Origin of the sequence: Pseudomonas sp. S09G 359, assembly GCF_002843605.1 — a bacterium.
GTDB lineage: Bacteria > Pseudomonadota > Gammaproteobacteria > Pseudomonadales > Pseudomonadaceae > Aquipseudomonas.
On the sequence record NZ_CP025263.1, the window covers coordinates 2,692,236 to 2,705,685 of the forward strand.

The 13,450-nt window shown below is 59.3% G+C and carries 13 protein-coding genes; 7 read left to right on the top strand and 6 right to left on the bottom strand.

The features are described 5' to 3' along the window. Positions 1-2 precede the first annotated feature (2 nt). From CXQ82_RS12085 to CXQ82_RS12115, 7 genes are all read left to right on the top strand, one after another. Positions 3-461, top strand: a complete 459-nt coding sequence (locus tag CXQ82_RS12085) for a GDP-mannose mannosyl hydrolase (RefSeq protein WP_101269171.1) — start codon at positions 3-5, stop codon at positions 459-461. Between the two features lie 23 nt (positions 462-484). Next, positions 485-1,894: a mannose-1-phosphate guanylyltransferase/mannose-6-phosphate isomerase gene (locus CXQ82_RS12090; RefSeq protein ID WP_101269173.1), complete on the top strand. Its 1,410-nt coding sequence runs from the start codon at positions 485-487 to the stop codon at positions 1,892-1,894. 179 nt (positions 1,895-2,073) lie between these two features. After that, positions 2,074-2,313, top strand: coding sequence for a hypothetical protein (locus tag CXQ82_RS12095; RefSeq protein ID WP_101269175.1), 240 nt, complete (start codon positions 2,074-2,076; stop codon positions 2,311-2,313). Between the two features lie 89 nt (positions 2,314-2,402). Next, a complete protein-coding gene (locus tag CXQ82_RS12100; protein ID WP_101269178.1) occupies positions 2,403-3,515 on the top strand; it encodes a polysaccharide biosynthesis/export family protein in 1,113 nt (370 codons plus the stop codon). Between the two features lie 67 nt (positions 3,516-3,582). Further along, positions 3,583-4,170: a YjbF family lipoprotein gene (locus CXQ82_RS12105; RefSeq protein WP_157832200.1), complete on the top strand. Its 588-nt coding sequence runs from the start codon at positions 3,583-3,585 to the stop codon at positions 4,168-4,170. 23 nt (positions 4,171-4,193) lie between these two features. After that, positions 4,194-4,937, top strand: a complete 744-nt coding sequence (locus tag CXQ82_RS12110; protein WP_371917356.1) for a capsule biosynthesis GfcC family protein — start codon at positions 4,194-4,196, stop codon at positions 4,935-4,937. Continuing rightward, positions 4,934-7,009 carry a YjbH domain-containing protein gene (locus CXQ82_RS12115; protein WP_101269184.1) on the top strand — a complete coding sequence of 692 codons (2,076 nt, stop codon included), beginning with the start codon at positions 4,934-4,936 and terminating at the stop codon, positions 7,007-7,009. The genes CXQ82_RS12110 and CXQ82_RS12115 overlap by 4 nt, the downstream gene beginning before the upstream one ends. Before the next feature lie 953 nt (positions 7,010-7,962). On the opposite strand, the gene CXQ82_RS12120 is transcribed toward CXQ82_RS12115, so the two are convergent. From CXQ82_RS12120 to CXQ82_RS12145, 6 genes are all read right to left on the bottom strand, one after another. Next, complete coding sequence (locus CXQ82_RS12120) at positions 7,963-9,354, bottom strand: undecaprenyl-phosphate glucose phosphotransferase (RefSeq protein WP_101269186.1); 1,392 nt, start codon at positions 9,352-9,354, stop codon at positions 7,963-7,965. 234 nt (positions 9,355-9,588) lie between these two features. Next, a complete protein-coding gene (locus CXQ82_RS12125) occupies positions 9,589-10,161 on the bottom strand; it encodes a helix-turn-helix domain-containing protein (protein ID WP_101269188.1) in 573 nt (190 codons plus the stop codon). A 30-nt stretch (positions 10,162-10,191) separates the two neighbouring features. Further along, positions 10,192-10,884, bottom strand: coding sequence for an EAL domain-containing protein (locus CXQ82_RS12130; RefSeq protein ID WP_101269190.1), 693 nt, complete (start codon positions 10,882-10,884; stop codon positions 10,192-10,194). Then, positions 10,877-11,605 carry a winged helix-turn-helix domain-containing protein gene (locus CXQ82_RS12135; protein WP_101269191.1) on the bottom strand — a complete coding sequence of 243 codons (729 nt, stop codon included), beginning with the start codon at positions 11,603-11,605 and terminating at the stop codon, positions 10,877-10,879. Before CXQ82_RS12135 ends, CXQ82_RS12130 begins: the two co-directional genes overlap by 8 nt. A gap of 450 nt (positions 11,606-12,055) precedes the next feature. After that, the gene (locus CXQ82_RS31575) at positions 12,056-12,481 is read right to left on the bottom strand and encodes a hypothetical protein (RefSeq protein WP_101269193.1); all 426 of its coding nucleotides are present in this window, start codon (positions 12,479-12,481) and stop codon (positions 12,056-12,058) included. A 145-nt stretch (positions 12,482-12,626) separates the two neighbouring features. Then, complete coding sequence (locus CXQ82_RS12145; RefSeq protein WP_101269195.1) at positions 12,627-13,349, bottom strand: pirin family protein; 723 nt, start codon at positions 13,347-13,349, stop codon at positions 12,627-12,629. Between the last annotated feature and the right edge of the window lie 101 nt (positions 13,350-13,450).

A 13,450-nucleotide genomic window follows, 5' to 3' on the forward strand; every position in this document is an offset into this window, starting at 1 on the left:
GTATGTGGCTTGATTCACCGACCTTCACGACGGTCGTCGCGTCGACGCCACTGGTGGCGATCGACTTGGTAGTAACAAACAGCCGGGGCGATGCCTTGCTGGGCCTGCGGGTCAACCGGCCGGCCTATGGCTTCTGGTTCGTGCCCGGCGGGCGTATCCAGAAAAACGAACGCCTGGACAGCGCATTCCGGCGCATCACCCATGACGAACTGGGGCGCAGCTTTGAGCGGGCCCAGGCGCGGCTTCTGGGGGTGTTCGAGCACTTTTACGATGACAGCGTGTTTGCCAACGCAGGGTCCGGGCCGGACACCCATTACGTGGTGCTCAGCTACTGCCTGGAACTGGCCGATGACGAAACCCTGCAGCCGCCCACGGAGCAGCATCAGCAATACCGCTGGTGGCCCCAGGACGAACTGCGCTTCAGCTCGCGGGTGCATGAACACACCCGTGCCTATTTCTGAATCTCTCTCCCGAGGATGTTCTCATGTTATTACCGGTGATCATGGCGGGAGGTTCGGGGTCGCGCCTGTGGCCGCTCTCGCGGCAGTTGAACCCGAAGCAGTTCCTGCGTCTGACCGATGCGCAGCTGTCGATGCTGCAACAGACCATCACGCGGCTAACGGGGGCCAACGTCGCCTTGCCGCAGTTGATCTGCAATGAACAGCACCGTTTCCTGGTGGCCGAGCAATTACGCCAGTTGGGCATGGAGCACGCGAGCATCCTGCTTGAACCGACTGGGCGTAACACCGCGCCGGCCATTGCGTTGGCAGCGTGCAAGGCGGTGGCTGAGTCCCACGATCCGATCCTGCTGGTGTTGGCGGCGGACCACCTGATCGAGGATATTCCGGCGTTTCATGCCAGCCTGGAAGTGGCGCTGCCGCAGGCGCTTGACGGCAAACTGGTGACCTTCGGCATCACCCCTACCAGCGCCCACACCGGCTACGGCTATATCGAGCAGGGCGCGGCGGTGGGCGAGGGCGCTTACCGGGTCAAGCGCTTTGTCGAAAAGCCGGATGCCGCTACTGCTGCGCAGTATGTGGCCAGCGGTGCGTATTACTGGAACAGTGGCATGTTCATGTTCCGCGCCAGCCGTTACCTGGAAGAGCTGGAACGCTACCAGCCGGCTATCCTCGAAGCCTGCCGCGTGGCGTTGGAAGGAGGGAGCCAGGACCTGCCGTTTACCCGCGTGCACGCCGCTACCTTCGCCGCGTGCCCGGACGATTCCATCGACTACGCCGTGATGGAAAAAACCGACGACGCGGTGATGGTGCCGTTGCAGGCGGGCTGGAGTGATATCGGTTCCTGGTCGGCCCTGTGGGAGGCCAGCGAAAAAGATGGCAGCGGCAACGTGATACGCGGTGATGGGCTGGCACTGGACACGCAAAACACCTACGTACACGCCGACAGCCGGCTGGTGGCCACGGTGGGGGTGCAGGACTTGATCATTGTCGAAACCAAGGACGCGGTGCTGGTCGCGCACAAGGACCAGGTACAGCAGGTCAAGGGCATCGTCGACCAACTCAAGCAAGCCGGGCGTCATGAACACCTCAACCACCGCGAAGTTTACCGGCCGTGGGGCATGTACGACTCGGTGGACAACGGCCAGCGCTACCAGGTCAAGCGCATCACGGTGAAGCCGGGGGCCAAGTTGTCGGTGCAGATGCATCACCATCGTGCCGAGCATTGGATCGTGGTCAGCGGCACGGCGCGGGTTACCAATGGCGAGCAGACTTACCTGGTGTCGGAAAACCAGTCGACCTATATCCCCATCGGCCAGGTGCACGCCCTGGAAAACCCCGGCGTGATCGCGCTGGAATTGATTGAAGTGCAATCAGGCTCTTATCTGGGCGAGGACGACATTGTACGGTTTGAAGACAAGTACGGCAGGGCCTGAAGTTTCCGACAATTAATAACATTTTAAATAACGTCGATGGGTTCAATGCGGTGAGGGCCGGGCGCTTCGCCGGGAAAACGTTATTTTCAACTAAGCGGGTTATAAGTTATCCGTCTGGTGCGCTGTTTAGTTGAATGGCACTATCGGTTTGCCTACTCACTGACGATAAGGAGTCTGAGATGAGATTACCACTGGCTATTATTGTGTTCAGTGTCTTGAGCACATCGGCGTCGGCCGCCGAGTTGCCGTTGTGGCTCGATACCACCGTGGCGGGTTCTGTGACGGTAGGCGAAACCCTGCTGGTCGCCAGTGCCCTTGTTGCCGGTGTTGCCGCTGCTTCCAATAGTGGCGGCAGCTCCAATGGCGGCACCACTACGGGTACCACCGGCACTACCGGTACCACGGGTACCAGCAACTAAGTTGTCAACCTTCCGCTTTTAAGGCCGCTTGGAATCCCCGCCCAAGTGGTCTTTTTTTCTTGTCGATTTATCGCGAGTGTCCTAACACTATGATGCGTATTTTTTCTATGGCAGCCGTGGCCGCTGCCGTGTTGCAAGGCTGTATGTTTGCGCCGGGTCAATATATGGATACTGCCGCGTTGACCGAAGGCGGCGGCGCCGAAAACAGTCGCGTGGACTTAATTCCAATTACCCCAAAGTTATTGGCAATGGACGCCGCCACGCGTGTGCCTTATTCCATCCCGGCGGAACTATTGAGTTATAAACCCGGGCCCTATCTGATCGGCGCCAATGATGCGTTGTATATCACGGTGTGGGACCACCCCGAACTCACCGCCCCGTCCGGCCCGCAACAGCAGATCGACGCCAATGGTCGTCTGGTGAGCCCCGAGGGCAACCTGTTTTACCCGTATGTGGGCGAGGTGGTCGCCAAGGGCCGATCGATTGAAGCGCTGCGCAGTGAGATCACCGACAAGCTGCGCCAATACATCGACAGCCCCCAGGTGGATATCAGTGTGTTGCGCTTCGCCAGCCAGAAAGTGGTGATCACCGGCGCGGTAATCAAGGCCGGCCCTGTGCCGATCACCACCATCGCCATGAACGTGACCGAGGCGCTTGGCGCCGCCGGCATCGACCCGATCAACGCCGACCTGTCGAACCTCACGCTCACCCGTGGCGGCAAGCGCTACAGCCTTGACCTCGACACGCTCAACCTCGAGGCATCGCGCTTGAACGACATCTACCTCAAGGACGGCGACCAGTTGTACCTGGCCTACAACGACCGCAAGCGTATCTATGTGATGGGCGAGGTCATGCAACCCCGTGCCCTGAGTTTCAAGACCCGCAGCATGAACCTCTCCGACGTGTTGGGTTCGGTGGGCGGGGTCAACCAGAACACCTCCAATGCCGATGCCATCTACGTGATTCGTGGTGCGCAGAATATCGATGTGGAACCGGCCAAGGTGTTCCAGCTGCAAGCCCAATCCCCCTCGGCCATGGCCCTGGCCACGCGCTTTGATGTGCAACCCCAGGACGTGGTGTTTGTCGGCCCCGCGAATATCACGCGCTGGAACCGCTTTATCAGCCAGTTGGTGCCGTCCGCTTCGATCATCGGGATCGGCGCGTCGACCCAGAACAACTTGAGCGAAGCCAGCAGCCGATAAGGTGGAACCTGTGAAAATCGTGATTTACGCAGGGTTGGCGTGGCTGTTGAGTGGCTGCAATCCGTTGATGACCGCTTCTCTGGATACCTTCAAGGCGGCCGTGGCCGGGCCGGCGCCCTTGGAGTTGACCCAGGCCCAGGTGGATTCGGTGCCGTTTGCCCAGATCAAGGTCACCACGGTGTCCAGCGAAGGGGTGATGGCGCTGATTCGCCAGCGTGGTGACTTGCAGTTCTGGGTCGCCTCCGGCAAGCAGGTGCTACTGCTGCGCGATGGCCTGGTAGTGCGCACCGTCGGCCTCGGCGCCGACCTGGATGGCACGCGCTGGCAGGGCCGCTCGCCATTCCAGCAAGGGCTGCACCGCGTGCCGGATGGCTATCGCAGCACCCGGCAGATCGACGTGGTGGACGGCTATCGCCTGGGCATCGAGGTCTCCAGCTACATCACCCGCAAGGGCCTTGAAACCGTCGACATTCTCGACCAGCCCTACACCTTGCTGCGGCTCGATGAAGACGTCGAAGCCGCCGGCTTTAAGGCGCGCAACCGTTACTGGGTCGACCCCGTGGACGGTTTTATCGTGCAGAGCGAGCAGCACCTCACGCCCAGCCTGACCCTGACCATCACTCGGTTGCAACCCACGCGCAAGGATGCCCCATGACTGTTGGAAAAATCGCCGCGCTGATGCTGCTGTGGAGCTGCGTCCATATATGCCAGGCCGCCGCGATGACGGTGAGCGGCCAGGTGCGCATGCCGGGCACGGTCCCGTTGCAGGCCGGCGCCCGTTTGCTCGACGTGATCAGTGCAGCGCAACCGGATGCCGAGGGCTATTGGTTGGGCGCGGCCTGGCTGCGCCAACCGCTGTTGGAGCGTCAGGCCCGGCTCAAGGCCGGCGTGCTGTTCGATCTGGACACACTGCACCGTGCCGCCTTGGCCGCCGGGCGCGAAAGCCGCGCGCGTGCGGCGGCGCAACTGTATCAACAGGTGCTGGCCTTGCCGGTGACCGGCCGCCAGATGGCGGTGCTCGACCCGGTGGCGGTGGAAGTCGGCTTTGCGCCCAACCCGGTGGTCAACGACGGCGACCGCCTGATCTACCCACCACGGCCGGACCGCGTGCGCGTATTGGGCGCGGTCAGTGCTGCATGCAGCCTGGTATTCCAGCCGCTGCAGACGGCCCGCAGTTACCTTGACGCCTGCCCAGCACTGGCCGATGCCGACAGCGATTACCTCTGGCTGATTCAGCCCGACGGGCACGTCACACGCTTGGGCATTGCCGCGTGGAACCGCGAAAACGGCGCGCCGCCCGCGCCCGGCAGCACGCTGCTGGTGCCGATCCGCAGCGACGACCTGGACCCGCCCACCCCGGAGCTGAACCCGCAACTGGCCGAGTTTCTTGCCACCCAACCCCTGGCCGAGGTCACGCCTTGAAATTATGTATTGCGGCCGTGCTGCTGGTGCCTTGTGGCGTCGTACACGGCGATCCCCGTTACACCCAGAGCGATTTTGGTGGCGTCGGGCTGCTGCAAACCCCCACCGCGCGCATGGCGCCGGTTGGCGAACTGAGTGTGAATGCCAACCGCACCGAGCCCTACAGCCGCTACAGTTTCTCCGCGCAACCGCTGGACTGGCTGGAAGGCACGTTCCGCTACACCGCGATCACCAACCGCCCGTATGGCGCCGAGTCGTTCAGCGGTGGCCAGAGCTACAAGGACAAGGCCGTCGACGCGAAAGTGCGCCTGTATCAGGAAAACCATTGGCTGCCGGAGGTGGCACTGGGGTTTATGGACCTGGGTGGCACCGGGCTGTTTTCCAGCGAATACCTGGTGGCCAACAAGCGCTATGGGGATGTGGATTTCAGTGCCGGCATCGCCTGGGGTTACCTGGGCAGTCGCGGTGATTTCGGCAACCCGCTGGGCGCGTTGGATGATCGGTTCAACGAGCGCCCCACCGCCGAAGGCTCCGGCAGTTTCTCCAACGGCTACTTTCGCGGGCGACCCGCGTTGTTCGGCGGGATCGCCTACCAGACGCCGTGGGCGCCATTGAGCGTCAAGCTGGAATACGAAGGCAACGACTACCAGAGCGAACCGCGTGATAACAACCAACGCCAGGACTCGCCGGTCAACCTCGGCCTGGTCTACAAACTGGCGGATTCCATCGACGTGAGTGCCGCCTGGGAGCGTGGCAACACCGCCATGTTCGGGATCACCCTGCACACCAATTTTGTCAGCCGTAAGGCACCGGTTAAAACCTATGACCCGCCGGCGCCCAAGTTGCCGGCCGCGGCGCCAACCACACCGATGGATCAGGTGGATTGGGCCGCCGTGTCCCGGCGCCTGCACGACAACGCCGGCTACAACGTGCAACGCATCGCCCAACGCGGGCCGGAGTTACTGGTGTATGGCGAACAGCAGCGCTATTTCTACAGTGCCAAGGCCGTGGGGCGCGCCAGCCGTATCCTGGACGCCAGCGTCAATGACCAGATTGACTGGTTCACCCTGGTCAGCGAGCGTTATGCGATGCCCATCGAGGAAACCAGCGTGCCGCGCAAGACCTTCCGCGAGGTGCTCAACAACCGCGAAGACCTGCAGAACCTGCACCGTCAAACCGAGGTCAATCGCGCCAGCGCCAACACCCAGACCGTGCTCTATACCCCGCCGCGCAAACCCTTCAGCTATGGCCTGGGGCTCGGCTACAAGCAGAATGTCGGCGGGCCGGACGGTTTGCTCTACCAGGTTTCCGCCGACCTCGACGCGGAGTACCGCTTTACCCGTAACACTTGGTGGAGTGGCCTGCTCAGCGTCAACCTGCTGAACAACTACGACGGGTTTACCTACGATGCGCCCAGTGGTTTGCCACGGGTGCGCACCGATCTGCGCCAGTACATGACCGCCTCCGATGTGACCCTGCCGACCTTTCAGCTCAACCATGCGGAGCAACTGGACCAGGACCTGTACGGCATGGTCTACGGTGGTTTGCTGGAGTCGATGTACGCCGGCGTCGGCAGTGAGTTGCTGTACCGCCCGATGGGCCAGCGCTGGGCGCTGGGTGCCGACCTGAACTATGTGCGCCAGCGCGGTTTCGAGCAGGATTTCAGCCTGCGCGACTACCGCACGGTCACCGGGCATATCACGGGCTATACCGATTTGCCGTTCAACCTGCAGGGCGCGTTGAGTGTCGGCCGCTACCTGGCCAGGGATTGGGGCGCAACCCTGGACCTGTCGCGCGAGTTCAGCAATGGCGTGCGTATCGGCGCCTGGATCACCCGCACCACCGCGTCCACCGAACAGTATGGCGAAGGCAGCTTCGACAAAGGCCTCTACCTGTCCATTCCGTTTGACGAGCTGATGAGCCTGTCGACCATGCGCCGTGCCAACCTGGTGTGGGCACCGCTGACACGCGATGGCGGGGCGCGGTTGAACCGTGCGTATTCACTGCATTCGATGACGGATGGGCGTGACACTGCGCTGTTCTACAACAACCTCGGCAAGATCACCGAGTAAATCATGCCCTGGAACTTGCACAGCGCCGTTGTGGCGAGCGGGCTCGCCCGCGTTGGGCTGCGAAGCAGCCCCAATAAGCTCAACCGTAGTGTCTGCGGATTAACCGAGGTGTGGGTTTCAGGGCTGCTGCGCAGCCCAACGCGGGCAAGCCCGCTCGCCACATAAGCAGGAGGGCTCCAGGGTCAGTAGATGTCCTTGGACAGCAGCACCGCTGACACGCGATGTTCTACAACAACCTCGGCAAGATCACCGAGTAAATCATGCCCTGGAACTTGCACAGCGCCGTTGTGGCGAGCGGGCTTGCCCGCGTTGGGCTGCGAAGCAGCCCCAATAAGCTCAACCGTAGTGTCTGCGGATTAACCGAGGTGTGGGTTTCAGGGCTGCTGCGCAGCCCAACGCGGGCAAGCCCGCTCGCCACATAAGCAGGAGTGCTCCAGGGTCAGTAGATGTCCTTGGACAGCAGCACCGCTGACACGCGCTGTTCTACAACAACCTCGGCAAGATCACCGAGTAAATCATGCCCTGGAACTTGCACAGCGCCGTTGTGGCGAGCGGGCTTGCCCGCGTTGGGCTGCGAAGCAGCCCCAATAAGCTCAACCTTAGTGCATGCTGATTAACCGAGGTGTGGTTTTCAGGGCTGCTGCGCAGCCCAACGCGGGCAAGCCCGCTCGCCACATAAGCAGGAGTGCTCCAGGGTCAGTAGATGTCCTTGGACAGCAGCACCGCTGACACGCGCTGTTCTACAACAACCTCGGCAAGATCACCGAGTAAATCATGCTCTAGAACTTGCACAGCGCGGTTGTGGCGAGCGGGCTTGCCCGCGTTGGGCTGCGAAGCAGCCCCAATAAGCTAAACCGTAGTGCATGCTGATTAACCGAGGTGTGGTTTTCAGGGCTGCTGCGCAGCCCAACGCGGGCAAGCCCGCTCGCCACATAAGTACGAGGGCTCCAGGGTCAGTAGATGTCCTTGGACAGCAGCGTAAACGGCGTCTTCAGCAGAATCTTGATATCCAGCCACAGCGACCAGGTGTTGATGTAGCGCAGGTCGATATCCACGCGTTGCTGCATCTTCTCCAGAGTCTCGGTTTCGCCTCGGCAGCCATTGACCTGGGCCAGGCCGGTAATCCCCGGCTTGATCCGATGGCGGGCCATGTAGGCGCGGATTTTCCCCGAGTAGTAATCATTGTGTGCAATCGCGTGCGGCCGTGGGCCGACCAGCGCCATATGCCCTTGCAGCACGTTGAACAGCTGCGGCAGCTCGTCGATAGAGGTGCGTCGGATAAACCGGCCCACCGGCGTGATGCGCGAGTCGTTGCGGCTGGCCTGGCGCACCTCACTGTCGTCATGCAGGCGCATTGAGCGGAATTTCCATACCTTGATCACCTGGCCATTCCAGCCATGACGGTCCTGCTTGAAGATCACCGGCCCAGGGGAGGTGAGCTTGATCAGCAGGGCGAACAGCAGCAGCAACGGGCTCAGTACGATGATCGCCAGCAGGGCCAGGCTCTTGTCCAGCAGGGCTTTGCTCAGTGCAGCGGTGGGGCGGCTGGTCAGCGGGCTTTCGTTAAGGAAGATCGCCGGCAGCCCGTCAACTTCGGCCACGCAATGGTTGAGCAACATCATGTTATTGAGGTCGGGCACCCAGATCACATCCACGCTGATCTCCAGCAGGTTGAGGTACAACGCCTCAATGTGTGTGGCTTCCTGGAGGGAATGGGTGATGTAAAGCCGGCGTATGCCGTGCTGGCGGATTAATTGCGGCAATTGGTGCAGCTCGCCGAGAATCTGCGGTTGTGCGTCCTGGGCGGCTTCGGTGTGGCTACCGACCAGCCCGACCAGGGGCGAACGCTTCTGGCGTGAGAGGGTTCTGGCCAGGTCGACGGCGAGTTTGCCGGTGCCCACAATCAATGACTTATGCCGTTCGTGAAGCTGGCGATGGTAGTAGCGGGACAGGCTATGCAGGGGGATGTAACACAGCGCCAATAGCGGGTAACTGACGGCGGCCCACAGCAACAGTATTTCCAACGGAAACAAGGCACTGGCATTACAGGCCACGCCCACGGCGAACAGGATACCCACGGTCAGCAGCCAGCCCATGAACAACCGGCCCAAGCCTACGCCATAATCATCTTTTTTACTGTAGACATCGCACAAACTGTAGGCCGGAAGAGAGGCCAGTATGGTGAAGGCGGCCAACACCCGGTAGTTATACTCAAGTTGCCCGGTCTTGAACAATACCAACATAAACAACAGGGTAACGACCAAACCTGATGCGAGTGTCCACTGGCCCCAGAACGTCAAACCCTTGGGGGTCAGGTTGCGATGCATTCTAGTATTATTCAGCATAGTTCTGCTCCCGGTGGTGACCACGCACGTGATTAATCAGGTCGCGGTATAACCGCACTCAAACGACAGGCACGCGCAAACGCGTACCCATTGATAGTAATGAGCGGCAGGGGAGGTTGGCTGACGAGTTATAACAAGGTCACGATCTTATTGTTGTTGAGGTGTTATAAAAAGGCAGATAGAAGAGGGCGGTAATAGGCAGGGTGAGTGATAAGGTTATAATTATTTATTGTTTTATCGACGTGCTTGGGGGGGATCGAGCGGCTTCCTGATTTTTTGCGTGAGGCAATAACCACGGTTTCTTACTGCACGAAACAGGCGCTCGCCGTGGTTGGCTCGCTTGAACTTTTCCTGCAGGCGACTGAGGCACATCTCCAAGCCGCGATATTGTTCCGGCTCGCGCCCGATATTACGAATCAACTCTTCCTTGCTGACCACGCGCTCCTCATGGTGAAGCATCTTTTTAATCAGGGCAGACTCAATGGTCGTCAACGAAATGCGCAAGCCGCCCTTGACCAGTGTTCGGTCATGCTGGGTCAGCAGCCAGAAATCCTGTGGGTACAGCTGGGTGGTCTGCGTGGCTATTTCCGGAGGGCGAGTATGGGTATTGGCGGCGCTGTGTTGATCCTTGGGTAGGGAGGTTCTTGAATCTTGCCAGGTAGCGTCAAAGGGTTGGTAGGGCAAGGTGATGGAATGCAGGATCGAAGGGTTTGCGTCATAGTGGAATAACTCTGCGCTGGGCCTGAAGTCCTGCAATGCGATCGCCGGAAGTGTCGGGGCAAAGGCGTATTTCTTGAATGAGCTCATCGTGTCCACCGAGATCGGGAAGGTGCAAGTTTATAAGCGGTCTGCGGGCGAGTAATAGCCGCCCTGAAAGTATTCGAACGGCAAGTTTCTAGCGAGCATTGCGCTGTCGGAAAACTCTATATGGTCGGCGATGAAGCAAACTCTAGTGACATTGATCAGCTCCAGCATACGGTCATAGAGCCGATCGAACAGGTCGGAGCGTGTGTTCAGGCTCAGCCTGAGGGCCGAGTCGGGGAAGGGCATTTTTATGTAGTCGTACAGTGTCAGGTCAATCAATAGATCGCATGGCTTTGTATCGAGTGTGTAATTGTTGTAGGCCAGCTTGATACCACTCTGGTCTTTGAGTTTATACAGCTGGCGCACCATTGCCCTGCGCTCCACTGGCCCGGGAAGTGCGTCCAGTGGGTTGTCGATGCTGAGTGTGAGGTGTTGTTGGTGTTTTTCCAGGTCCCGGGCTGCCTGTGTCAGCTGCGTAAGGGTGGCTTCGCTCATCAGGGCGGTCTGGTCGATGCGCAGGAACGTGTGGCTGGCGGCCTGTGTCGGCGTGTGCCGGCGGCTGATATGGCGCAGCGCCTCGCAGTAGGCGTTGTCGGGCTGTTCGCCAGGGGCGGTGCCCACGATGCTGAACTCATTGCCCCATAAGGTATGACTGCGCGAGAGGATGGCCTGCCTGATGAACTTGGCGCCCTCAGTGTCGGCACGGGATTTTATTCTGCTATTCACGGTTCGACCTCTCCTTGACGGGTTGGAAATGGTTGACGCAAATAAGGCCCCGGCTGAGCTTATAGCCGTAGCCACGGATGTTCTGGATGATATTGTCACCGTAGTGCGCTTTGATTTTGCTGCGCAGGCGGCTGATAGACTTTTCCAACGCCCTGGAATCGTAGTATTTGGTGTTAAGCCCCATGACACTCGCGATTTCATTATGACTAAGTAGTCTCTGTTCGATGAGTGCCTCGAGTACTTTCATCTCGACGAAGGATATTTCCAACTTTTTGCCGTCGCCATAAATACACATATGGTCTTGGTCGAGTACCAGTTCGCGGTGGTTCAGGCGGGCGCTCTCACTGAGAAAGGCATCAAATTGGCTTAATTTCTGTTCGGGGGAAGTGTCTACCACCTTGACGCAGTAATCCGCACCGGCCAGGTAATATTTAGTCTTGCTCAAAGTAGAGGCAAAGGTCACCACGACAAATATACTGCAGCCCGGATTTTCGTTCCGGGTCTTTCTTATTATGTCCAGGGTTTGATTGCTGGCAGAGGGTGTATCGATTTCTATAATGATGGCACGGTAATGTCCGTGATTTTCCTGGGTGTCGCTTAGTTGCCCGTAGCACCGTGTATCGACTTTTAAATTATCCGCTACAGTGCGAACTATCAGCTCCCGAAAGTCCTCCGATTTGGAGGGAGTCCTTGCAATAGCGAGGACATTGGAAAAATGCATAACCCTACTCCCTATTCCGGCATGCAAGGCCGTCAGTTCAATCGCTGCTAGCATTTAGATACTAATCGAATTGATTACGGCCAAACGTGACAAATTTTAACATTCATCACGTTATTTTTGTGTGCGGGCAAGGAAGTAAGCGCTTGTTGCGAGGGGCTTTACGTGAACTTACACATAGGCTAGTGCAAATTCTTAATGCTCGGTAAGTATTTTAGCGCAAAAGGTTTTTTGCGCTGGGCAGGGTTTAAGCCTTGTCCATTTAAGGCGCGGGAGTCGCCTACAGGAGGGCGGAATCTGGGCCGGGTGCCCTGCGAGCCGATCCAGGTCAGGCAATGCTGGCAAAGAACGTAAGGGTGGCCCTGGCGGGTTTCTTACTGTGAACTTAAAAACCAAGGCGAAAAAAAACCGGCTGATCAGGCCGGTTTGGGGTGCCCCGCGAACAGCACGGGGTCAAGCGTTGTTGCTGTGCAGACGGTCCGCACCACCTTCAGCCAAGCCACGTTCCTGCAGACGATCCGCACCACCTTCAGCCAGGCCACGTTCCTGCAGACGATCAGCACCGCCTTCAGCCAGGCCACGTTCCTGCAGACGATCAGCACCGCCTTCAGCCAGGCCACGTTCCTGCAGGCGATCTGCACCACCTTCAGCTACACGGCGTTCCAACAGGCGATCCGAACCACCTTCAGCTACACGGCGTTCCAACAGGCGATCCGAACCACCTTCGGCAACGCGGCGTTCCAGCAGGCGATCCGACCCGCCTTCAGCTACACGACTTTCCATCAGGCGATCCGCACCGCCTTCAGCGACTACAGGGTGAGCAAATGCGTTTGCAGCGAGTACCGAGAAAGCGAGGCTAAGCAAGATTTGGCGTTTCATGATGGTGTGCTCCGAGTGTTTTAGTTGGGTTGTTGCTGGTATGGGTTTGATGTTACGCGTTGCATTTTTTAAGAGAACTTCATTGCGCTGATGGTGACTATCGATGCCAGCGATGGCCCGTTATGGCAGGCCATCGCAACGCCGGTCATGGCATCTGCGGCACTTCCTGAGGGCGCAGGTCGAACACCAGCACTTCGGCGTCCTCGCCCTGGCTCAGGCGAATCTGGCGCTCATCACGCACTCGGGCGCCGTCGCCTTCCTGCAAGCGTTGGCCGTTGATCTCAACGCTGCCCCGGGCCACGTGGATGTACACGTGGCGATCCGGTGGCAGGTCCAGGCTTGCGGTTTCGTCAGCATTGAACAGCCCGGCATACACCCGTGCATCCTGGCGTACGCTAAGGGAGCCGTCGGCACCGTCCGGCGAGATGATCAACTGCAAGCGCCCGCGTTTCTGCGCCTCGCTGAAGTGCTCTTGTTGATAGCGCGGTTCGGCACCGGCCACGGCGGGTACGATCCAGATTTGCAGGAAGTGCACGCCACGGTTCTGGCTGTGGTTGAACTCACTGTGGGCCACGCCGCTGCCGGCGCTCATCAGTTGCACGTCGCCAGGTCGGATCACCGAGCCGGTGCCCAGGGTGTCCTTGTGTTCCAGGGCACCTTCGAGCACATAGGAGAAAATCTCCATGTCGCGGTGCGGGTGCTGGCCGAAGCCTTTGCCGGCCGCAACGCGGTCATCGTTGATCACCAGCAGGTCGGAAAAACCCTGTTCTTCGGGGTTCCAGTAGTTGGCGAACGAGAAGGTGTGGAACGACTTCAACCAACCGTGATTGGCGGCGCCGCGTTCGGAAGCTTTGCGAAGGGTCAGCATGGTGGTGTCCTCAAGTGAGAGCGGGCTGCGACATGCAGGGCTCCTGCGTTGAGAAGAAGATTAATGGTTATCGAATAATTCATTAAGAAGCTAAAATCTGA